At 68.8% G+C, this 20000-nt stretch carries 19 protein-coding genes and 1 tRNA gene; 9 read left to right on the top strand and 11 right to left on the bottom strand.

The window, feature by feature from the left end; genetic code table 11:
- Window positions 1–5 precede the first annotated feature (5 nt).
- Window positions 6–1019: a DNA topoisomerase IB gene (locus LC452_RS11250; RefSeq protein WP_223625187.1), complete on the top strand. Its 1014-nt coding sequence runs from the start codon at window positions 6–8 to the stop codon at window positions 1017–1019.
- Between the two features lie 51 nt (window positions 1020–1070).
- Window positions 1071–3557 (top strand): aminopeptidase N, encoded by a 2487-nt coding sequence (gene pepN, locus LC452_RS11245; RefSeq protein WP_223625185.1) that lies wholly within the window; start codon window positions 1071–1073, stop codon window positions 3555–3557.
- Here pepN and LC452_RS11240 read toward each other — a convergent pair.
- Both LC452_RS11240 and LC452_RS11235 read right to left on the bottom strand, forming a co-directional pair.
- Window positions 3544–4431, bottom strand: a complete 888-nt coding sequence (locus LC452_RS11240) for an aminoglycoside phosphotransferase family protein (protein WP_223625183.1) — start codon at window positions 4429–4431, stop codon at window positions 3544–3546. The genes pepN and LC452_RS11240 overlap by 14 nt on opposite strands.
- Window positions 4432–4433: 2 nt before the next feature.
- Window positions 4434–5072, bottom strand: a complete 639-nt coding sequence (locus tag LC452_RS11235; protein ID WP_223625181.1) for an MBL fold metallo-hydrolase — start codon at window positions 5070–5072, stop codon at window positions 4434–4436.
- A gap of 151 nt (window positions 5073–5223) precedes the next feature.
- Here LC452_RS11235 and LC452_RS11230 point away from each other — a divergent pair.
- Window positions 5224–5296, top strand: a tRNA-Glu gene (locus tag LC452_RS11230).
- Between the two features lie 57 nt (window positions 5297–5353).
- Here LC452_RS11230 and LC452_RS11225 read toward each other — a convergent pair.
- The 6 genes from LC452_RS11225 to LC452_RS11200 all read right to left on the bottom strand — a co-directional run bounded on the left by LC452_RS11225 (window position 5354) and on the right by LC452_RS11200 (window position 11022).
- Entirely contained in the window at window positions 5354–6667 is a 1314-nt protein-coding gene (locus tag LC452_RS11225; protein WP_223625180.1) for an acyltransferase family protein, read from the bottom strand.
- A gap of 64 nt (window positions 6668–6731) precedes the next feature.
- On the bottom strand, window positions 6732–7973 hold the full coding sequence (locus tag LC452_RS11220) for an MFS transporter (protein ID WP_223625178.1): 1242 nt from the start codon (window positions 7971–7973) through the stop codon (window positions 6732–6734).
- Entirely contained in the window at window positions 7973–8521 is a 549-nt protein-coding gene (locus tag LC452_RS11215) for a winged helix-turn-helix domain-containing protein (protein ID WP_223625176.1), read from the bottom strand. The genes LC452_RS11220 and LC452_RS11215 overlap by 1 nt, the downstream gene beginning before the upstream one ends.
- A gap of 113 nt (window positions 8522–8634) precedes the next feature.
- On the bottom strand, window positions 8635–9741 hold the full coding sequence (locus tag LC452_RS11210) for a DUF4349 domain-containing protein (RefSeq protein ID WP_223625173.1): 1107 nt from the start codon (window positions 9739–9741) through the stop codon (window positions 8635–8637).
- Window positions 9738–10295 carry an RNA polymerase sigma factor gene (locus LC452_RS11205; RefSeq protein ID WP_223625171.1) on the bottom strand — a complete coding sequence of 186 codons (558 nt, stop codon included), beginning with the start codon at window positions 10293–10295 and terminating at the stop codon, window positions 9738–9740. Before LC452_RS11205 ends, LC452_RS11210 begins: the two co-directional genes overlap by 4 nt.
- A gap of 61 nt (window positions 10296–10356) precedes the next feature.
- On the bottom strand, window positions 10357–11022 hold the full coding sequence (locus LC452_RS11200; protein ID WP_223625168.1) for a TIGR00645 family protein: 666 nt from the start codon (window positions 11020–11022) through the stop codon (window positions 10357–10359).
- Between the two features lie 201 nt (window positions 11023–11223).
- On the opposite strand from LC452_RS11200, the gene LC452_RS11195 reads away from it, so the two are divergent.
- Together LC452_RS11195 and LC452_RS11190 are read left to right on the top strand one after the other, a co-directional pair.
- Window positions 11224–12228, top strand: coding sequence for a TerC/Alx family metal homeostasis membrane protein (locus tag LC452_RS11195; protein ID WP_223625166.1), 1005 nt, complete (start codon window positions 11224–11226; stop codon window positions 12226–12228).
- Window positions 12229–12240: 12 nt separating this feature from the next.
- The gene (locus tag LC452_RS11190; RefSeq protein ID WP_223625164.1) at window positions 12241–12591 is read left to right on the top strand and encodes a DUF2834 domain-containing protein; all 351 of its coding nucleotides are present in this window, start codon (window positions 12241–12243) and stop codon (window positions 12589–12591) included.
- Here LC452_RS11190 and LC452_RS11185 read toward each other — a convergent pair.
- Entirely contained in the window at window positions 12554–13153 is a 600-nt protein-coding gene (locus LC452_RS11185) for an LON peptidase substrate-binding domain-containing protein (protein ID WP_223625161.1), read from the bottom strand. The two genes, LC452_RS11190 and LC452_RS11185, sit on opposite strands and share 38 nt — an antisense overlap.
- A gap of 36 nt (window positions 13154–13189) precedes the next feature.
- On the opposite strand from LC452_RS11185, the gene LC452_RS11180 reads away from it, so the two are divergent.
- Window positions 13190–13687, top strand: a complete 498-nt coding sequence (locus LC452_RS11180) for a DUF427 domain-containing protein (protein WP_223625159.1) — start codon at window positions 13190–13192, stop codon at window positions 13685–13687.
- A gap of 22 nt (window positions 13688–13709) precedes the next feature.
- Here LC452_RS11180 and LC452_RS11175 read toward each other — a convergent pair whose 3' ends face one another.
- Both LC452_RS11175 and LC452_RS11170 read right to left on the bottom strand, forming a co-directional pair.
- Window positions 13710–15023 (bottom strand): LLM class flavin-dependent oxidoreductase, encoded by a 1314-nt coding sequence (locus tag LC452_RS11175; RefSeq protein WP_223625157.1) that lies wholly within the window; start codon window positions 15021–15023, stop codon window positions 13710–13712.
- Complete coding sequence (locus LC452_RS11170) at window positions 15020–16315, bottom strand: O-acetylhomoserine aminocarboxypropyltransferase/cysteine synthase family protein (protein ID WP_223625156.1); 1296 nt, start codon at window positions 16313–16315, stop codon at window positions 15020–15022. Before LC452_RS11170 ends, LC452_RS11175 begins: the two co-directional genes overlap by 4 nt.
- A 190-nt stretch (window positions 16316–16505) precedes the next feature.
- Between LC452_RS11170 and leuC the strand changes: the two genes are divergently transcribed.
- The 3 genes from leuC (at window position 16506) to murA (ending at window position 19997) form a co-directional block, all read left to right on the top strand.
- Window positions 16506–17963 (top strand): 3-isopropylmalate dehydratase large subunit, encoded by a 1458-nt coding sequence (leuC, locus tag LC452_RS11165; RefSeq protein ID WP_223625154.1) that lies wholly within the window; start codon window positions 16506–16508, stop codon window positions 17961–17963.
- A 2-nt stretch (window positions 17964–17965) separates the two neighbouring features.
- The gene (gene leuD, locus LC452_RS11160) at window positions 17966–18562 is read left to right on the top strand and encodes a 3-isopropylmalate dehydratase small subunit (RefSeq protein WP_223625151.1); all 597 of its coding nucleotides are present in this window, start codon (window positions 17966–17968) and stop codon (window positions 18560–18562) included.
- A gap of 67 nt (window positions 18563–18629) precedes the next feature.
- A complete protein-coding gene (gene murA, locus LC452_RS11155) occupies window positions 18630–19997 on the top strand; it encodes a UDP-N-acetylglucosamine 1-carboxyvinyltransferase (RefSeq protein ID WP_223625149.1) in 1368 nt (455 codons plus the stop codon).
- Window positions 19998–20000: the final 3 nt, after the last annotated feature.

The raw sequence follows: 20000 nt of genomic DNA, 5'->3' as shown, positions 1-20000 counted from the left end.
TACGGATGGCGAGACTGAATCGCGTCGTTCCCGGGGACGACCCGGGATTCCGACGGGTGCGATCGGGTTCCGGGTTCCGTTTCGTGGATCCGGCGGGTGCGGTCGCTCCGGAGGCCGATCGGGAGCGGATCCATGACCTGGTGATTCCACCGGCCTGGACCGACGTGTGGATCGCCGCCGATCCGCTGGCCCACATCCAGGCCGTGGGCGTCGATGAGGCCGGTCGCAAGCAGTACCTGTACCACCCGCTCTGGCGTGTCTCGCGCGATCGACGCAAGTTCGTCCGCGCGCTCGAGCTCGCCGCCGCGCTGCCCAGCGCGCGAGCGCAGGTGACGCGCGCGCTCGGCGACGACGGGCAGACCAAGGACAAGGCCCTCGCCATCTCCTTCCGTCTTCTCGACGACGCCGCACTCCGCATCGGATCCGAGCGGTACCTCGCGCGGCACGGCAGCCGTGGTCTGACGACTCTGCGCCGACGCGACGTGAAGCTCGACGGCAGCGATGTCGCCCTGTCCTTCCCGGCGAAGAGCGGTCGAACGGCGTCGATCGAGATCACCGACGACTCGCTCGCCGAGGCGCTCACGGAGTTCGCCGCGGGCGGCGCCCGGGAGTTCCTGCTGGCGTACCGCAAGGGGCGTCGGCGTGTGCGCATCACCCCGGCGGAGGTCAATGCGTACATCCGCGAGATCACCGGGGCCACGTTCTCAGCGAAGGACTTCCGAACCCTCCACGGCACGATCACGGCGGCCGATGCGCTGGCACGGATCGGAGCGCTCGACAGCCGCCGCGACAAGGAGAGGGCCGAGCGTCTCGCGGTCCAGGCGACGGCGACCGCTCTCGGGAACACGACCGCGGTCGCGCGGGGGAGTTACATCGATCCCCGGGTCTTCACGCTCTACGGCCGCGGCCAGACGCTCGACCTGACCGTGACGCCGGAGACGGCCATCCGCCGGCTCCTCGGCGGGCCCGAGACGTCACGCAAGGCGAATCGGCGGCAGAAGGGCGGGCGTCGGCGGTGAGCGGAAGCGCAGCGGTGCGGCTGTCGGCTGCGTGAATGAAAGGATGGAGGCATGGACACCGCCAACCTCAGCCGACAGGAGACCGCGGCGCGATCCGCGGCGGTCACCCTGCGCAGCATCCGTGTCGAGCTCGATCTCACGGGCGCGCCCGAGCGCGCGCGGACCGGATTCCCGACGACGACGACTCTCGAGTTCGACGCGACGGACGACGCGACATGGCTCGACTTCATCGGTGAAGAGGTGCGCCGGCTCGTCGTGAACGGCGAAGAGCGCGCTGTCGACTACGACGGAGCGCGGATCGCGCTGACGGGCCTGGCTCCGTCGAACGTGGTGCGCGTCGAGGCCGTGGGCGCGTACAGCCGCTCCGGTGAGGGACTGCACCGCTTCCACGACCCGGTCGACGACGCGACCTACCTCTATACCCAGTACGAGCCGGCCGATTCGCGCCGTGTGATGGCCTGCTTCGAGCAGCCCGACATGAAGGCGGCGTACACGTTCGTCGTCGATGCGCCCTCCGGATGGGAGGTCCTCTCGAACCAGTCGCCGGCGCGCACGGATCGAGGGCTGGGCATCCAGCGCGTCGAGTTCGCTCCGACGCTGCCGATCTCGAGTTACATCACGGCCGTGGCCGCAGGACCGTACGCCCGGATCGACGGCGCATGGGAGCGCGGTGACCAGCACATCCCGCTCGGCGTCTTCGTGCGCCGCTCTCTGGCGGAGCACCTCGAGTCCGACGAGATCCTCGAGGTCACGCGTCAGGGCCTCGACTTCTTCACGGATGCCTTCGCCTACCCCTACCCGTGGGGCAAGTACGACCAGATCTTCGTCCCGGAGTACAACCTCGGCGCGATGGAGAACCCGGGGCTCGTGACCTTCACGGAGAGCTACATCTCCCGCGGCGCGGCGACCGACGCGCAGCGCGCGGGACGGGCGAACACGATCCTGCACGAGATGGCGCACATGTGGTTCGGCGACCTCGTCACGATGAAGTGGTGGGACGACCTCTGGCTGAAGGAGTCCTTCGCCGATTACATGGGTTCGCACGCCTCGGCCGTGGCCACCAGGTTCCACGACGCCTGGGTCAGCTTCGCCGCGAAGCGCAAGGCGTGGGCCTATCAGCAGGATCAGTTGCCGACGACGCATCCGATCGTCGCCGACATCACCGACCTCGAGGCCGCCAAGCTGAACTTCGACGGCATCACCTACGCCAAGGGCGCGGCGGTGCTGAAGCAGCTCGTCGCCTTCGTCGGCGACGACGCGTTCTTCGAGGGCGCGCGACGGTACTTCGCCGCGAACGCGTTCAGCAACACCACGCTGGACGACTTCCTCGTGCAGCTGAGCGCCGTCTCGGGCCGTGACATGAGCGACTGGTCCCGCGCGTGGCTGCAGACCTCGGGTGTGTCGGCGCTCTGGCTGGAGACGGATGCCGACGGCGATCGCACCCTGGTCCAGACCGAGCCCCGGCCGCATCGGCTGCGCATCGGTCTCTACGATCGCGTCGACGGCCGCGTCGTGCGGCGCGAGCAGGTCGAAGTGGACATCGTGGAAGAGCGGACGCGGATCGAACTCGCGGACGCCGATCTCGTCATCGTCAACGACGACGACCTGACCTACGCGAAGGCCCGCCTCGACGAGCGATCGCTGCGCACGGTGGAGGAGTCGCTCTCCGCCATCGAAGACCCGCTGGCACGGGCGCTCGTGTGGTCGGCGCTCTGGAACGCCACGCGCGACGGAGAGCTCGACGCGGCGCGCTACATCGCGATCGTGCGCGCGCACGCGCCGGGAGAGACGAACATCGGACTGCTCTCCGGAGCCCTCCTCAACGCGGCGTACACGGTGCGCCAGTTCGTCGACGACGCGCGGCGTCCCGACGAGCAGCGGCAGTGGACAGAGGCGACCTGGAATGCGCTGCAGACGGCGGATGCCGGGAGCGACGCACAGCTGTCTTGGGCACGGGCTTTCGCCTCGGCATCCGCGTACGACGACGCGCGCCACGCCGACGTTCGGGCGATGCTCGACGGGCAGGTCGCGGACGGGCTCGTCGTCGATCCGGATCTGCGCTGGCAGCTCCTGACGGCACTCGTCACGACCGGTCACGCCGACGCGGGCAACGTCGCCGCGGAGCAGGCACGTGACGACACCGGCACCGGTCGCACCGCGGCGCGGCGCGCGCTCGCCTCGCGTCCGGATCCGGCCGTGCGTCGTGCGGCCTGGGACACGGCGTGGAGTGATGTGTCGCTGACCAACGATCACCTGGACGCCGAGATCGCAGGCTTCCGCGCCGGAGGCCGCCGAGACCTCATCGCGGAGTTCGACGCCGACTACTTCGCGCGGATCGGAGACGTCTGGAGCACGCGGAGCATCGAACTGGCGAAGCGTCTCGTGCTCGGGCTGTTCCCTTCGAGCGACTCGCTCGATCCGGTCGACTCCTGGCTCGCGGAGAACGCGCACGCGCCGGCTGCCCTCCGTCGGCTCGTGATCGAGCAGCGCGACCACCTGGCGCGGTCGCTCCGGGTGCGCGCGATCACTCGTCCTTGAGCAGTTCCTCGGCCGTCTCGAATCCGAGGGTGCGGAGGTCGTCGCGGTCGTCGCTCGCATGCGCGAGGATGGCGGCGATGGCCGCTGCCCATGCACGGGCACGGACCCAACTCTGCTCGTCGTAGCGGTCACCCGCTGCGCGGCGGAACTGCTGCCGTCCTTCGGCGTCGAACGCGAGCCAGCCTGCGGCGAGATCGTACGCGGGGTCGCCTGCGGTGACGTCGCCGAAGTCGATCAGCGCCGAGAGACGGCCGCCGTCGACGAGGATGTTCCCCGGATGCAGGTCGCCGTGGATCCACACGGATTCGGTCGCGGGCGCCGCAGCGAGCCCGCTCCGCCAGATCCGCTCCAGGGGATCGGCGATCGACGGCGGCAGATCGGCGAGGCGCGCGCGTACGCTGTCCTCGCGGTGCGAGAGAGGCACGCCGCGCACCGGATTGTGCGGAGCATCGTCGGGAGCCGGCACGTGGAGCGCGCGGAGCGCGACGGCGAGGTCTCCGGCCCACGAGGTGTTGTCCGCCCTCGGGAGCCCCAGCGCCTGCCGCCCCGGCAGCCACGGCAGGAGCGACCAGGGCCAGGGGAACTCGGCCGTGGGCGCTCCGACGACGAGCGGCAGCGGGGTGCGCACGCCGACCCCGCTCAGAGCCGGGGTGAGCAGCGGCAGGGCGTGCTGCTCGTGCTCGATGAGCGGCACGGCGAGGGCGCGGCGCGGCATCCGGACGGCGAGGTCGTCGCCGAGACGCCACGTGACGTTGTCCCACCCTTCCGCGACGCGGATCAGCGGCAGCTCCGCCAGCGCGGGCGCGACAGCGCGGACCAGTGCGCGGACACCGGCTTCGTCGAGGATCCGCTCCGCGGCAGGGGAGTCCGGCACGGTCAGAGGTCGAGCGACTCGCCGGGCTCGAGCACGAAGAACTCTCCGCCGCCCTGCTCGGTGGCCCACTGCAGCCGCTGACGATGCATGTTCTTGCCGATGACCGAGAGCGTCATGTCGTGGACGCCGAACGCGCGCCGCGGCTTCACCGCGAGCACATAGTCCATCGCCTCGCCGATCTTCAGCCACGGCGCTCCGAGCGGAGCCGCGAGAGTGTCGACCTCGATGCCCTCGGGGACGGCGTAGGAATCGCCCGGGTAGTAGAGCTCGTCGTTCACGAGGACTCCGACGTTCTCGACGGTCGGCAGGGACGAGTGGATGACCTCGTGCGTGCCGCCGAAGAACTGCAGGCGGAATCCGCCGACCTCGATCGTGTCTCCCGGGGCGACGACGTTGATCTCGTAGCCCTCGGCGGCGCGCGCCACTCCGGACGGTGCGTAGATCGGTGTTCCCGGGGCGTCGCGGAGGATGCGGTCGAGGTGATCCGAGGTCCAGTGATCCGGATGCTCGTGCGTGATCACCACGCCGACGAGGTTCCCGAGGTCGATCAGGGGAGCGGTGAAGGAACCGGGGTCGATCAGAAGGGTCTCATCGTTCTGGTCGATGCGGAGAGTGGCATGTTCGAACTTCGTGACGCGCATGAGACGAGTCAACTCCTTCGGAGGCTCGGCGGCAAACGCAATCGCCGCGCGCCACGCCCGAGCGCTCGTCGAGGTCGGCTCGATTTTGCGGAGGAAGAATCTGCATGGCATACTTGAACGGTTGTCGCGGGACGGAAACGCCCCGCCAGACGGCCCCATCGTATAGCGGCCTAGTACGCTGCCCTCTCACGGCGGTAACGCGGGTTCGAATCCCGCTGGGGTCACACGACACCAGAAAGCCCCCGGTTCGCCGGGGGCTTTCTTCGTTCCCGCGCGCGGATTCAGCCTCTCGTGCTTCTCGTCAGCCACAGCGCCGCAGCCGCGCCGACGACGGCGACGGCCGCGAGCGTGAAGTCCAGACCGTATGCCGTGATCGCGATGACCGGTGTCACGAACAGCAGAACCGCGCACACGGTCGCCGCCCGCGACGGGAAGCGGGGGATGCCGTCGGCGGGCACCTTCTCGAACCGGATCAGCCACAGCGAGAGCAGCCAGACGGTGGCCAGCACGACCACGAGGAAGACCGGCCGCGTCCACCACCACACCGGGCTCCCCGGCGCCGGGAGAGGGAGCGGCAGCAGGAGCTCGATGCCGATGAGCATCATGATCACGGGCAGATGCCAGAGGTAGATCGTCATCAGTCGGGAGCCGATCAGGAACACCGCACCCTGCGCCGGTCGCGTGCGCATCAACGCGGTCAGAGGCACATGCAGGAGCGTGAGCGCCGCGGCCTGGATGATCGCGAGGGCGGCCATCGTCGCGGTCGGCGGCCACTGATTGCCCAGCATGCTCCGGGTGTATCCGCCCAGCGACACGAGGCCGCCGAGCAGCGCGTAGCCGCCCGCCATGAGGAGCACGAGCTGCCACCATGACCTGCGGGCGAACCAGCCGTCGTTGAGGAAGAACCCGACCTGCTGTGCGAACAGCCAGACGAACACGATGTTCGGGATGCCGAAGAGCTCCTGCCCGAGGCCGTAGCCGCCCGGCCGAACCGGCTCGATCCCGAGGACTCCGCCGACGAAGAGGAACCGCAGGGCATCGACGGCGAGGGATGCCGCGAACAGCACCAGCAGCACCCACGCACCGTGACGCTCGTGCAGCCGCATCATCCACGGTGCGAAGGCCTGGGCGATCATGTAGGCCGCGAGGAACCAGAGGGGAGAGCCGACGCCGATCGCGACGGTGTCGACGAGAGCAGGATCGATGCCGAGCATCCGCGTCGCCCCGAGCACGAGCGTCAGGAAGAGGAGGAGGGGGAGCGCGGGGCGCGCCAGGCGTGCGAGCCGCACGCGCACGAACGTGTCGGCCGTGTCGCCGCGGGCGACCGCCGACTTCCATCCGGCTCTCGCCGCGTAGCCGCCGACCACGAAGAACAGCGGCATGATGTTCGCGATCCAGGAGGCCGCCGTGAACCACGACTGTGCTTCCACGGTCTTCTCGATCAGCAGAGACCCGTCCGGGTTGCGACCGACGCCGGTGAAGAGGATGTGCACGAACACGACGAGCAGTACGCAGACCACGCGCGCGAGGTCGAGGGTGAGGTCGCGGCCCGCCGGTGCGGTGCGGGGCGTCGTGTCGGTGGCGGCGCTGCTCATGGCGATGACTCTAGCGTCGGCTGGCGCGCCGGTCCGCCGCGACGAGCCGATCGGTGGAGACCTCTCACCCGGCCGTCCTCAGCGACATCTCCCGGAAGGTGCAGGTGCGCAACGGCACGATCATCAAGCCCATCATCGCGGTGCCGAACAGCACGAAGGGCACCCAGACCGACGTCGCCGACGCGAGGGCACCGAATCCGGCCATGGCGACGGGCATGAGGCAGTCATCGCCCAGTCGTGTGATCGAGCCCATGCGCCCGAGGTACGCCGTGTCGACGGTGGCCGAGAAGGTCGCGCTCAGCAGCACCGACGCGTATCCCGCCGTGGCTCCGACCACGAACGCCGACGCGGCCACGGTCCAGATCGGCCCGAATCCGAGAGCGACGATGCCGGCACCCTGCACGACGAGGGCCCAGAAGCCGGCGACGGCCTCTCGGCGCGGCCGCCATTTCGCGACGGAGACGGCGCCGATCGCTGCACCCAGTCCGAGGAGCGCTTCGAACAGGCCGACGGCGGGTGCGCCCCAGTCCTGGTCGTGCGCGCGGAGAGCGAGACCGATGCCCACGGCCGGGCCCACGGCGAGATTGAGGCCGGAGAGCGCGAAGACGAGTGTGCGGGTGGGGGGATGGGCGCCGAGATGACGGAAGCCGCTGGCGATCCCGCGCAGCGCGGTCTGCTTCTCGGCGCGAGCGAGCAGGAACCGCGGTCGCTGCCAGATCGCGATGAACGCCACGACGACCGTGAAGGTGAGGGCGTTCGTGGCGGCGCTCCCTGCCAGTCCGGCGTGGGCCACGATCACGCCGCCGACAGCGGCGCCGCCCATGGTGCCCAGGCGAGACGCCGTCTGCGCGGCAGCACCGTACGCCGGGAGGTCGGAGGCACGGACGAGTTGACGAGCGATCGTTCCTGCCGACGGTTCGTAGAAGGCGTCGCATACACCGAAGGCGATCGCGGCGGCCAGCAGCACCGCCACCGAGGGCGGGGCCGCCAGGACCCACAGGGTCACGGCGACCAGCACGCCGACCCTGATCGTGTTGAACAGCAGCATCACTCGGCGGGCATCGGCACGGTCGGCGATGACTCCGCCGAACAGCAGGACCGCCGCGCGGGGCACCGTGCCGGCGGCGACGATCAGGCCGGCCATGGCAGGGGTGGCGATCTGGATCGCGGTCCAGGCGAGCGCGATCGTCCACAGGGCGTCGCCCGCATCGGACAGCGCCTTCACGACGATCCAGGCGTGGACGCGGTGATCGCGACGGAAGGCCGGCGGTGCGATCAGCTGCACGGGTTCGACCAGGGTGCTCATCAGAGCTCCGTCGGGAAGGCGTGCGAGAAGACGAAGACCGGGGTGCGGTCCTGCCCGTCGTCGAGGTCGATCTCCTCGCGCCATTCGCGCATGGTGCGCAGAAGGCGGCTCGAGAGGTCCTGCAGCTCGTCCGGCGAAGCCCACGTGGTGGCATCCATGCTGTGCCCGACATAGGCGGCATAGACGGGATCGTTGTGCATGCGGTGCCAGCGCTGCAGACGCTCGAACTGCACCCGGATGCCCTGGCGCTGAGCCTCACGCGCCAGGAGCGCATCGGCCGGGGAATCGGCGAAGTCGTCGGCCGACCACGTGAGGCTGCGTCGCGCGACAGTCCACCAGCTGGTGCGCCTGTCGCCGGTCGGGTCGGCCGCGCGCTCCACGACACCCGCGCGCTCCAGCATCCGCAGATGGTGGCTGATGCTGCCGACCTGACTGTCGAGCGCTCGGGAGAGCACGGTGACCTGCGAGGTGCCGAAGAGCTGCAGGTAGTCGTAGATCCGGCGACGGAGCGGGTGATGCACGGCGGTGATCACGGAGATGTCTTCCACGGAAGGAAACGCTATGACCGACGGGTGATTCCCACAAGACTTCTTGTATACCGCGGAATATCAGTGAAAGAGCCACTCCCGACAGGCGTGGGGAGTGGCTCTTCGACTCGAGATCAGTCCGCGTCGGGCGCGGGGCCGTTCGATGCTGCCGCGGGATGCGTGCGTCGTGCCCGGCGGATCAGCCACACGATCAGCACGACGACTCCGGCGATCGCGACCCAGGGCAGGATGAAGCCGACGGCGACCACCACGGCGTTGAGCGAGACCACGAGACCGTTCCAACCGGCCAGCAGGCCATCGCCGAAGCCGGCCGGATCCGCGGTGGTCGGTGCCGCGGTCCGCGTCAACTCCACCTGGAGCGTGGACATCGCCACCTGATCCTCGATCGACGCGAGCTGCTGCTCGTACGACTCCAGCTGCGCCTGACGATCGGTCAGAGCGACCTCCGCCTCGATGAGCTCCGACACGGTGCCCGACTGGGCCATCAGCTCGGTCAGGCGGGTCACCGATGCCTTCGTCGCGTCGACGCGAGCCCGGAGATCGATCGCGACCGAGGTCACGTCCTGCTTCGAGATCGACGACGAGAGCACTTCGCCGGACTCGTCCAGCGCCGCGATCACGTCGGACAGGTCCGCCGACGGCACGCGGATGCTGATCCATCCGTACCCGGAGTCGGCGGGGGCCGGTTCGGTCGTGCCGTCGACCGCGACCGCCTTGCCGACTTCGGTGCTCTCGACATACCCGCCGCGTTCCTCGGCCAGCGCGGTGATGGCAGCCGCGGCATCCGCGATGTTCTTCACCTGCACCGTGGCATGGGCGGTGGCGATGATCTCGCGGTCCGCGTCGGCGACGTCGCCGGCGGCCGATCCGGAGGAGTCGGTCGCACTGCCGTCGACAGCGCCCGGCGCGACCTCGCCCAGTCGCTCCGGCGACGCCGCGCCGGATTCGGCGACCGTCCCACCCGTGCCGTCGGCCGTGGACATCGTCGTTCCGCCCCCGACCGCTCCGAGGATCGGAGGAGTCACGAGCACGCCCACGACGAAGGCGGCGGCGATTCCCGCGCCGGTGAGCCAGCGTCGGCGTCGCGTGCGGGCACGGACGGCGGAGGGTCGCGCGGGAGAGCGCTCCTCCGCGATCGCGGAGAAGACCGAGTCCTCGATCCGCGCGATGGTCTCGTCGGACAGCTCGGGCAGCTCCCCGCGGGTGGTCTGATCGTTCATGCGTCTCTCGCTTCCTTCACGGCGCCGCGCAACTGGGTGCGCACTCGGGAGAGACGGTTCCGAACGACCGCATGGCTCACGCCGAGTTCCTCGGCGGCAGCCTGATAGGCGTAGCCCTCAGCCGCGCACAAGCGGAAGATCTCGCGGTCGAGCTCGCTCAGGGTGCCGACCTCGGCAGCGATCCGGGCGGCGAGGTCCGCAGTGATGACCTGCTCCTCGACGCTCACCGTGTCGGGCAGGTCCTCGTCGAGGGCCGCCGCCGTGTGTGCCTGGTCGCGGCGCCGCTGGCGCAGCCGGTTCGCGGCCTGGAAGCGGCAGATCGTCGCCAGCCACGGCAGGATCGACTCGCCCTGGAGCTCGAGGCCGGGCAGCTTGCGCCACGCGACCACGAAGGTCTCCTGGGTCACATCCTCGGCGTCGGCGGACGACGCGAGGATGCCGTTGGCGATCCAGTAGACCGGCCGTACGTGAGCGCGGTACAGCTCGCGGAAGGCGCTCTCGTCGCCTGCCGCGGCCTGTGCGGCCCACTTCTGATCACTCGTCTGCACGGGCATCCTGTTTCCGTTCGGTGTCTCTCACTCGGAAAGTGTCGACGGATGCCCCATCGTCTCAGATTCAGTGCGCGGCGGTCTGCTCCGCGGCGTGGGCGGCCCTCGCCGTGCTCTGCGACATCCTGTCGATCCAGGCGAGGGCGACGGCGGAGACGATGAAGACCATGTGGATGACGACCTGCCAGAGCACGCCGGTCGGCGTGTAGTTGCCGAGGCCGTCGACTTCGGAGGACTTGATGCCGTTCTCGTCCATCGCACCCACTGCGATGAAGGTCTTGAGCAGATGGATCGAGGAGATGCCGATGATCGCCATCGCGAGCTTCACCTTGAGCACGTTCGCGTTCACGTGTGAGAGCCACTCGGGCTGATCGGGATGCCCCTCGGTGTTGATGCGCGACACGAAGGTCTCGTAGCCGCCGATGATCACCATGATCAGGAGGTTCGCGATCATCACGACGTCGATGAGCCCGAGCACGCTCAGCATGATCGTCGCTTCCTTGATGTGCAGGATGTCGCCGAAGACGTCCTCGCTGATCAGGTGCCACAGCTCGACCATGAACACGATGACGTAGACGATCTGCGCGACGATCAGGCCGAGGTAGAGCGGCGCCTGGAGCCAGCGGCTGACGAAGATCAGAGAGCCGATCGCCCGTGGCCACGAGCTGCGGGGACGGGCCTCCTGGGGAGCGATGCCGTGGTCGATGTGGTCTGGGCGCGAAGTCGAGGTCACGAGGACTATTCCACCACGCAATGTCGTTCTCCTCGGCACTGTTGCTCCGGTAGCATTGCTCCCGCGAGAGGGAGTATCCCGGATCCGCGCGTAACGTCATCACGAGCACCGTCATCGCTGCTCCGGGCGCGCGACGCACATCACTGTGCGGGGGAGAGACTTTCGGCTTCTTCCGACCCTTCCGAAAGGTGCCGTGCGCCCTTGGTAATCCCTCTCTGGTTCGAGATCACCTCGATGGTGGTCCTCTCGGTCATCCTGATCGGCGACCTGCTGCTCATCCGCCTGCGCCCGCACATCCCGTCGACGAAGGAATCCACGCTCTGGGTCGTGTTCTACGTCGCCCTCGCCCTGCTGTTCGCGGTGCTCCTCGGCAACGTCGGAGGCTGGCAGAACGCCGGCGACTTCATCACCGGCTGGGCGCTCGAGTACAGCCTCTCCATCGACAACCTCTTCGTGTTCGTGCTGATCATGGCCCAGTTCGCCGTGCCGCGGCGCCTGCAGCAGCAGGTGCTGATGGTCGGCATCATCATCGCCCTCGTGCTCCGCGGCGCGTTCATCCTCGTCGGCGTCGCGATCGTCGAGCACTTCTCGCCGATCTTCTACATCTTCGGCGCCTTCCTCATCTACACGGCGATCAAGCAGGCGATGCCGGAGGGCGATCACGACGACGAGGTCAAGCGCGAGAACTTCATCGTGCGCCTGCTCCGTCGCCGCATCGACATCAGCGAGGAGTACGACGGTTCCAAGCTGCGCACCACGGTCGACGGCAAGCGCATGTTCACGCCCATGGTGATCGTGTTCATCACGATCGGCGTGACCGACCTCATCTTCGCGATCGACTCGATCCCCGCGATCTTCGAGATCACCACCAACGGCTTCCTCGTCTTCGCGGCGAACATCTTCGCCCTGATGGGGCTGCGCCAGCTGTACTTCCTGCTCGGCGACCTGCTCGATCGTCTGCGCTACCTGCACTACGGCATCGCGGTGATCCTGGGCTTCATCGGCATCAAGCTGATCCTGCACGCGCTGCACGAGAACGAGCTGCCGTTCATCAACGGCGGCCAGCACGTCGAGTGGGTGCCCGACATCGACAACATGGTGTCGCTGGCCGTCATCCTCGTGTCGATGACGATCGCGACGATCGCCAGCCTGATCGCCTCCTCGCGGGAGAAGCGCGCGGCGAAGGTCGCACCGCCCGTCGAGTGAGATCATGGCGCCATGACTCGTCATTGGACGCCCCTGGCCATCGCGTACCTCGTGCTGGCGGCAGCCGGACTGGTCGGGACGTGGATCTTCAACGTCCTGGCGATCACGCAGATGGTGGACTTCATCGGCGACCTGCTGAACAGCGGTCCCGCGGTGTCGTCGATCTCGATCGATCTCCTCGTCGTGGCGATCGCGGGCTGCGTCTTCATCATCGTCGAGTCGAGGCGGCTCGGGATGCGACACGGTTGGCTCTACGTGGTCCTCGCGGGGGTGACGGCTTTCGCCTTCACCTTCCCGTTGTTCCTGGCGATGCGTCAGCGGCACCTCACTCGGCTGACCACAGGATCTCCGCCTCGAGCGTGAGGTCGATGACCTCACGGAGCAGCGCCCCGACGGTCGTCGAACGCAGCAGGGTGTACCGGTCGTATTCGCCGAGGGGCGCCATCGCGGCGAGCTGCCACGCCGCGGCGAGCGGGTCGTCGGAGAGCTCGGTGTCGGCATCCCACCGCGCTTCCTCCGGAGCCCGGGAAAGGGTGCGCCGCACGATAGCCTCGGCTTCGATGCGCAGCGGGGTGAGAGCGTCGTTCCAGACGAGCCCGGGGAGCGGCGTCACCTCGGCTCGTGGGTAGGGCTCGTCGTCCTGCCACTGATCGACGGTGAAGCGTCCGGCGCCGACCGACACGGTCTGCAGCACCTCGGCCCCCGCCGCCACGCTCACGAGCCGCGCCATCGTGCCGACCGTGCTCCGCCGGTCGCCGCCGCCGACCTCATGGCCGCGTTCGATGAGCACGACACCGAACTCCGGGTCGTCCTCGTCGAGGAGCTGCCCGATCATCGTGAGGTATCGCGGTTCGAACACGCGCAGTGCCAGCGGGGTGTACGGGAAGTGCACCGAGCCGAGAGGGAACATCGGTATCGCGCTCATGTGCCCAGTCAACACCGAGCCACGTACAGTGAACAGATGCGCCGACCCACCCCTGTCGCTCCCGGCCCCGATCAGGAATCCGTCTGGGACTATCCCCGGCCGCCCCGGGTGGAACCGGTCACGGAGCGCGTCACCATCCGCCTCGGCGGCGAGCTGATCGCCGATACCCGTGACGCGGTGCGGGTGCTCGAGACGAGCCATCCTCCCGTCTACTATCTTCCGATCGCCGACTTCGTCCCGGGAGCCCTCACGGACGCCGCTGGCACCTCGTTCTGCGAGTTCAAGGGCGCCGCTCGCTATTTCGACGTGCGGGGCGGAGCCCTCCGGCGCAACGGCGCGGCATGGAACTACCCGGATCCGTCGCCGGGGTTCGAGACGCTGAACGATCGGGTCGCGGTGTACGCGGGCCCGATGGACGAGTGCACGGTCGGTGACGAGGTCGTCGACCCGCAGCCGGGAGGGTTCTACGGCGGCTGGGTCACATCGTCCGTCGTCGGCCCGTTCAAGGGCATCCCCGGCTCTCAGGGCTGGTAGGCGCCTCGGCCTGCCGATCCGGTCAGAATGCGCGCAGGTTCGCCTGCAGTCCGCCGTCGGCATACTCGCGACGGAGGATGCCGCGGCGGCGGAGCACCGGCACCAGCTCGTCGAGCGTGCGGTGCAGGCTCACCGGATGGAAATCGCCCCAGAGCAGCACGCCGTCGTTGCCCCACTCGCCGAGCTCCTCGATCACGTCGGCGAACTCCTCGGCGGTCCCGACGAAACCGGAGCGGTCGGAGAATCGTCCCGCACGCACCAGGGCCGTGAGATGCGCGCGCAGCGGCGCGTCCTCACCGCGGTCGCCGACCAGCCGCTGGATGCTGCCGCGCGAGACGTGCGCGCCGAAGATCGAGAGGTCGAGCGGCTTGTCGAGGTCGAGCGAGGTGAGGTCGGTCTCCAGGTCGCTCGACTGCTTCCGCGCGATCTGCACGAGTGCGGCCTCGTCGGGATGAGCGGATGCCGCGACGATGCGATCCGCTTCTTCGGCGGACGGCGTGATCACGGGCTGGATGGCGAACAGGATCTTGATGTCGTCGGGACGACGGCCCGCGGCGACGGCGGCGTCGTGGATCTTCGCCCGGTACGCCCGCACGGACGCCTCGTGCAGTGGCGCGAGTGCGAGCTGCACGTCGGAGTTCGCTCCCGCGAACCCGAGACCGCGTCCCGAACCGCCGGGGGAGATGATGGCCGGCTCGCCCTCGGGGAAGGGCAACGCGTTGAGGGGGCCGTCGAAGGAGAAGTGCGTGCCGCGATGCTGCACGCGGCGCATCTTCGTGCCGTCCGCGTACACGTCGGTGGCGCGGTCCTGGACCAGCGCGCCGTCATCCCAGCTGCGCCAGAGCGAGCGGATGCCGTCGAGCCATTCTTCCGCCCGGTCGTAGGCCTCGTCGTGGCCGAGCTGCGCCGCGTCGGAGAAGTGCCGTGCGCTTCCGGTGTCGGTGACGACGTTCAGCCCGAGACGGTTCGCGCTGAGGTGCTGCAGCGTCGCGAACTGACGAGCCGAGGTGTAGGGGAGTGACGCAGCCGGGTTCACGGTCGGCACGACGCCGAGGTGCTTCGTCGCCTGGAAGAGGTAGGGAGCGAGGAGGAGCGGATCGTGCTTCGGACCGCCGAACGCGTGGCGCACGCGGATGTCGAGCGTCTCCGGAGACCCCATCGACGGCGCATCCTCGATGATGACGAGATCGAAACCCGCCTGCTCGAGAGTGCGCGCGGCCTCCTGATAGATCTCGGGCCTCGTCCAGTCGTAGTCCCAGTCGAGCGACGGGTAGCCCCACCCCTGCGGGCCGAACCCGCGGGCGAGGAACCAGCCGAAGTGCTGCGGGCGGGTCATGCCACTGCCTCCGTCGCCGCGTGGAGAACCCGGGTCAGGTCGGAGAGGAGATCTTCGATGTCCTCGATCCCGATGGAGAGGCGCAGCGTGCCGGGTCGCACGCCGAGCTGTTCGCGTTCCTCTTCGGAGCGCTGCGCGTGACTCGTGGTGCCGGGATGCAGGACGAGAGAGCGCACGTCGCCGATGTGGGTCATGTGCGTGAACACCTGCACCTGCTCGACGAACTGACGGGCGGCGTCGAGGCCGCCGCGCAGCGTGAAGGTGAAGATCGAGCCGAAGCCGCCTTCCAGGTAGCGCAGCGCCGTCTCGTGGTCGGGGTGCGAGGGGAGGCCGACGTAGTCGACGCTCTCGACCTCGTCCTGCGCCTGCAGCCACCGCGCGACCTCGAGGGCGTTGCGGGACTGCCGCTCGACGCGCAGGCCGAGAGTCTCGGCGCCCTGTCCGATCAGGAAGGCGTTGAGAGGAGAGGGCGATGCGCCGAATCGCGGGGCCACCGACTCGCGGGCATAGGCGATGCGGGCGCGGCCTCCGTGGCGAGCAGCGACACTCGGCAGTCCTCCGCGGCCGGGGAGGACGAGGTGCGGGGCGTTGTGTCCCGCCTTCTCGGGATCGAACCGGCCGTCGTCGATGATCACGCCGCCGAGGACCGAACCGTGCCCGGCGAGGAACTTGGACGCGGAGTGCACGACGATCGCGGCGCCGTGCTCGATGGGGCGGAGAAGGAAAGGCGTGGCCAGCGTGTTGTCGACGATGAGCGGGATGGCCGACTCGTCGGCGACCGCACTGATGGCGGCGATGTCGAGCACGTCGTTGCGGGCGTTGGCGAGCGACTCGGCGAACAGCGCGCGCGTGTTCGGACGGATCGCCGCGCGCCAGGCCTCGGGGTTGCCGATGTCGTCGATGAACGTCGTCTCGATGCCGAGCCGTGCGAGGTTGTCGAGGAGGAGCCCGCGTGTTCCCTCGTAGATGTGCGTCGAGGTGACGATGTGGTCGCCCGCACCGGCGACGGTCAGCAGAGCAGTGACCACGGCCGCCTGACCGCTGGCGACGAGCACGGCGTCGGCGCCCGATTCGAGCGCGGCGAGCTGACGCTCAGCGGCCCGCACGGTCGGGTTCCCGGTGCGCGTGTAGCCGAAGCCCGTACCTGTGCCGAAGTGGTCGGCGGCATGGTCGAAGTCGTCGAACTCGAACCCTGCGGTGAGGTAGATCGGGGTGGCGCGGGGTGCCGCCGTCTCGCGGCTCCTCGCCGCGTGGACCGCGCGGGTCGCGAAGCGGGCGGTCTCTACGGTCATGCGAAGCCTCTCGGTGGTGCGGGTGAAGAACAGAGTGTCATGGCGGATCGGAGCGCGCTCGAGCGGTGGTAATCTGACGTCATGCGGACCGTGCTCCTTCTTCTTAGCGGCCGCGACGAGACCTCGTTCTGAGCCCCTCCTCGTCGCGGAGTCCATCGTGGGCCGAACCGCCAGCTTCAGGAGAAACGCCATGAACAGCCCCGCATCTGCAGCCGATTCCGCACGTCCCAGAACTCTCGCCGAGAAGGTCTGGGACGACCACCTCGTCGTCAAGGGCGAGAACGGCGAACCCGACCTCATCTACATCGACCTGCACCTGGTGCACGAGGTCACCAGCCCGCAGGCCTTCGACGGCCTGCGGAGCGAAGGACGGCCGCTGCGTCGGCTCGACCTCACGATCGCGACCGAGGACCACAACACTCCGACGTGGGAGATCGACAAGCCCATCGCCGATCTGACCAGCCGCACCCAGATCGAGACGCTGCGGCGCAACGCCGCCGAGTTCGGCGTGCGTCTGCACTCGCTGGGCGATGCCGAGCAGGGCATCGTGCACGTCGTCGGCCCGCAGCTCGGTCTGACCATGCCGGGGATCACGGTCGTCTGCGGCGACTCGCACACATCCACGCACGGCGCGTTCGGCGCCATGGCGTTCGGCATCGGCACCAGCGAGGTCGAGCACGTGATGGCGACCCAGACACTGCCGTTGAAGCCGTTCAAGACCATGGCGATCACCGTCGACGGCGAGCTGCGCCCCGGTGTGACGGCGAAAGACATCATCCTCGCCGTCATCGCGAAGATCGGCACGGGCGGCGGACAGGGCTACGTCCTGGAGTTCCGCGGCAGCGCCATCCGCGCGCTCTCGATGGAGGGCCGGATGACGATCTGCAACATGTCGATCGAGGCCGGCGCACGCGCCGGCATGGTCGCGCCCGACGAGACGACGTTCGCCTATCTGGAAGGGCGCCAGCACGCGCCGAAGGGCCAGGACTGGGAGGATGCCGTCGCCTACTGGCGGACGCTGCCGACCGACGAGGGCGCGACGTTCGACGCCGAGGTGCTCATCGATGCCGACGAGCTCGAGCCTTTCGTCACCTGGGGCACGAACCCCGGTCAGGGCAGCTCGCTCTCGGCATCCGTACCGAACCCGGCAGAGATCGACGACCCGAACGAGCGCGCGGCCGCAGAACGCGCTCTGGAGTACATGGACCTGACACCCGGCACTCCTCTCAAGGAGGTTCCGGTCGACGCGGTGTTCATGGGCTCCTGCACCAACAGCCGCATCGAGGATCTGCGCGCGTTCGCGTCGATCATCGAAGGCAAGAAGAAGGCCGACGGTGTGCGGGTCATGGTGGTGCCCGGTTCCGCCCGTGTGCGCCTCGAGGCCGAGGCGGAGGGCCTGGACAAGATCATCACGGACTTCGGGGCGGAGTGGCGGTTCGCCGGCTGCTCGATGTGCCTCGGGATGAATCCCGATCAGCTCGCTCCGGGGGAGCGCTGCGCGTCGACCTCCAACCGCAACTTCGAAGGCCGTCAGGGCAAGGGCGGGCGCACGCACCTGGTCTCGCCCCTCGTCGCCGCCGCGACCGCGATCCGCGGCACGCTGTCCAGCCCCGCAGACCTGCTCGTGACCGTCGGAGAAGAGGCCTGATCATGGAGAAGTTCATCACCCACACCGGGATCGCCGCTCCGCTGAAGCGCTCCAACGTCGACACCGACCAGATCATCCCCGCCGTCTTCCTCAAGCGCGTCACCAAGACGGGCTTCGAGGACGCCCTCTTCCACGCCTGGCGTCAGGACCCCGATTTCGTCCTGAACCAGGCGCCGTTCCAGGGCGCCTCGGTGCTCGTCGCCGGCTCCGACTTCGGCACCGGTTCCAGCCGCGAGCACGCTGTCTGGGCGCTGCGGGACTTCGGTTTCGCGGTCGTGCTCAGCCCGCGCTTCGCCGACATCTTCCGCGGCAACTCCGGCAAGCAGGGGCTCCTCGCCGCGACCATCTCGGAAGAGGATCTTGAGCGGATCTGGGCCGAGATCGACCGGAATCCCGGGGTGCAGATCACCGTCGATCTCGAGGCGCGCACCGCCTCGATCGGCGACGTCCAGGCCGACATCGGGATCGACGATTACACTAGATGGCGGCTCCTTGAAGGGCTCGATGACATCGGGCTCACGCTGCGCAACGAAGACAAGATCGCGCAGTTCGAGGCCCGTCGCGAGTCGTGGCGGCCCCGAACCCTCCCCGTGCAGTGAGACGGTGGGGGCGGGGGAGCCAGGGGCAACCCGCCCCCGAAATCCGTGGAATGAAGTGAGGCTCCGAATGACGACACCTGTGCGCGACGCTCTCCCGGACGGAGTCCCCGCTCTCACCGGAGACGTCCTCGCTATTCGAGGGGGTCGTCCGCTTCGCGGTCGTGTCGACGTCAAGGGCGCGAAGAACCTCGCGACCAAGGCGATGGTGGCCTCGCTCCTCGGCGAGACCGTCAGCGTGCTCCGCGACGTTCCCGCGATCAGCGACGTCGCCGTGGTGCGCTCGCTGCTCGAGGTGCACGGTGTGCGCGTGTCCGACGGCGACGAGCCCGGCGCGCTGGTGTTCGACCCGAGCGATGTGGAATCCGCCCACTTCGAGGAGATCGATGCGCATGCCGGCGCCTCGAGGATCCCGATCCTGTTCTGCGGACCCCTGCTCCACCGTCTCGGTCAGGCCTTCATCCCCGACCTCGGCGGCTGCCGCATCGGCGACCGCCCCATCGACTTCCACCTGGACGCGCTGCGCAAGTTCGGCGCGATCGTCGAGAAGCTGCCGAGCGGCATCCGCCTCTCCACGGGTGGGAACCGTCTGCACGGCGCGAACATCCACCTGCCGTACCCGAGCGTCGGCGCCACCGAGCAGGTGCTGCTGACCGCGGTCCGCGCCGAGGGCACGACCGAGCTCCGCAACGCCGCCATCGAGCCCGAGATCATGGACCTGATCGCCGTGCTGCAGAAGATGGGCGCGATCATCTCCTACGAGCCCAACCGGGTCATCGTCATCGAGGGCGTCGAGAAGCTCCGCGGCTACGACCACCGGTCGATCTTCGACCGCAACGAGGCAGCCTCCTGGGCATCCGCCGCGCTGGCGACAGACGGCGAGATCTTCGTCGGCGGCGCCAAGCAGCAGGAGATGCTGACATTCCTCAACGTCTTCCGCAAGGCGGGCGGCTGGTTCGACGTCAAGGAGGACGGCATCCTCTTCCGCCGTGACGGCGAGATCAAGCCCGTCGTCATCGAGACCGACGTGCACCCCGGATTCATGACGGACTGGCAGCAGCCGCTGGTCGTTGCTCTGACGCAGGCGCACGGCCGTTCCGTCGTGCACGAGACCGTGTACGAGAACCGCCTGGGATTCACCGACGCGCTGGTCAAGATGGGGGCCGACATCGTCGTGCACCCCCGAGGACTGCAGGACGGCCCTCGTCGCGTCCCCCGTCGCGACTTGGAGCAGGCGGCCGTCGTCACCGGCCCCACGCCGCTGCACGGCGCCGACATCGTCGTTCCCGATCTGCGGGGCGGCTACAGCCACGTCATTGCCGCACTCACCGCCTCCGGCGAGTCGAAGGTGTCGGGTGTCGACATCCTCAGCCGCGGATACGAGAAGTTCCTGGCCAAGCTCGACGCTCTCGGCGCTGACTTCGACGTCATCCGGTGACAT

Origin of the sequence: Microbacterium sp. EST19A, from assembly GCF_019969685.1 — a bacterium.
Taxonomy (GTDB): domain Bacteria; phylum Actinomycetota; class Actinomycetes; order Actinomycetales; family Microbacteriaceae; genus Microbacterium.
This window is presented reverse-complemented; position numbering and strand designations above follow the sequence as displayed.

What these genes read in the sequence shown, in the direction of transcription:
- LC452_RS11250 (WP_223625187.1), top strand. Translation starts at nt 6, where the DNA reads ATGGCGAGACTGAATCGCGTCGTTCCCGGGGACGACCCGGGATTCCGA.
- pepN (WP_223625185.1), top strand. Translation starts at nt 1,071, where the DNA reads ATGGACACCGCCAACCTCAGCCGACAGGAGACCGCGGCGCGATCCGCG.
- LC452_RS11235 (WP_223625181.1), bottom strand. Translation starts at nt 5,072, where the DNA reads ATGCGCGTCACGAAGTTCGAACATGCCACTCTCCGCATCGACCAGAAC.
- LC452_RS11225 (WP_223625180.1), bottom strand. Translation starts at nt 6,667, where the DNA reads ATGAGCAGCGCCGCCACCGACACGACGCCCCGCACCGCACCGGCGGGC.
- LC452_RS11220 (WP_223625178.1), bottom strand. Translation starts at nt 7,973, where the DNA reads ATGAGCACCCTGGTCGAACCCGTGCAGCTGATCGCACCGCCGGCCTTC.
- LC452_RS11210 (WP_223625173.1), bottom strand. Translation starts at nt 9,741, where the DNA reads ATGAACGATCAGACCACCCGCGGGGAGCTGCCCGAGCTGTCCGACGAG.
- LC452_RS11205 (WP_223625171.1), bottom strand. Translation starts at nt 10,295, where the DNA reads ATGCCCGTGCAGACGAGTGATCAGAAGTGGGCCGCACAGGCCGCGGCA.
- LC452_RS11190 (WP_223625164.1), top strand. Translation starts at nt 12,241, where the DNA reads ATGACTCGTCATTGGACGCCCCTGGCCATCGCGTACCTCGTGCTGGCG.
- LC452_RS11185 (WP_223625161.1), bottom strand. Translation starts at nt 13,153, where the DNA reads ATGAGCGCGATACCGATGTTCCCTCTCGGCTCGGTGCACTTCCCGTAC.
- LC452_RS11180 (WP_223625159.1), top strand. Translation starts at nt 13,190, where the DNA reads ATGCGCCGACCCACCCCTGTCGCTCCCGGCCCCGATCAGGAATCCGTC.
- LC452_RS11175 (WP_223625157.1), bottom strand. Translation starts at nt 15,023, where the DNA reads ATGACCCGCCCGCAGCACTTCGGCTGGTTCCTCGCCCGCGGGTTCGGC.
- LC452_RS11170 (WP_223625156.1), bottom strand. Translation starts at nt 16,315, where the DNA reads ATGACCGTAGAGACCGCCCGCTTCGCGACCCGCGCGGTCCACGCGGCG.
- leuC (WP_223625154.1), top strand. Translation starts at nt 16,506, where the DNA reads ATGAACAGCCCCGCATCTGCAGCCGATTCCGCACGTCCCAGAACTCTC.
- leuD (WP_223625151.1), top strand. Translation starts at nt 17,966, where the DNA reads ATGGAGAAGTTCATCACCCACACCGGGATCGCCGCTCCGCTGAAGCGC.
- murA (WP_223625149.1), top strand. Translation starts at nt 18,630, where the DNA reads ATGACGACACCTGTGCGCGACGCTCTCCCGGACGGAGTCCCCGCTCTC.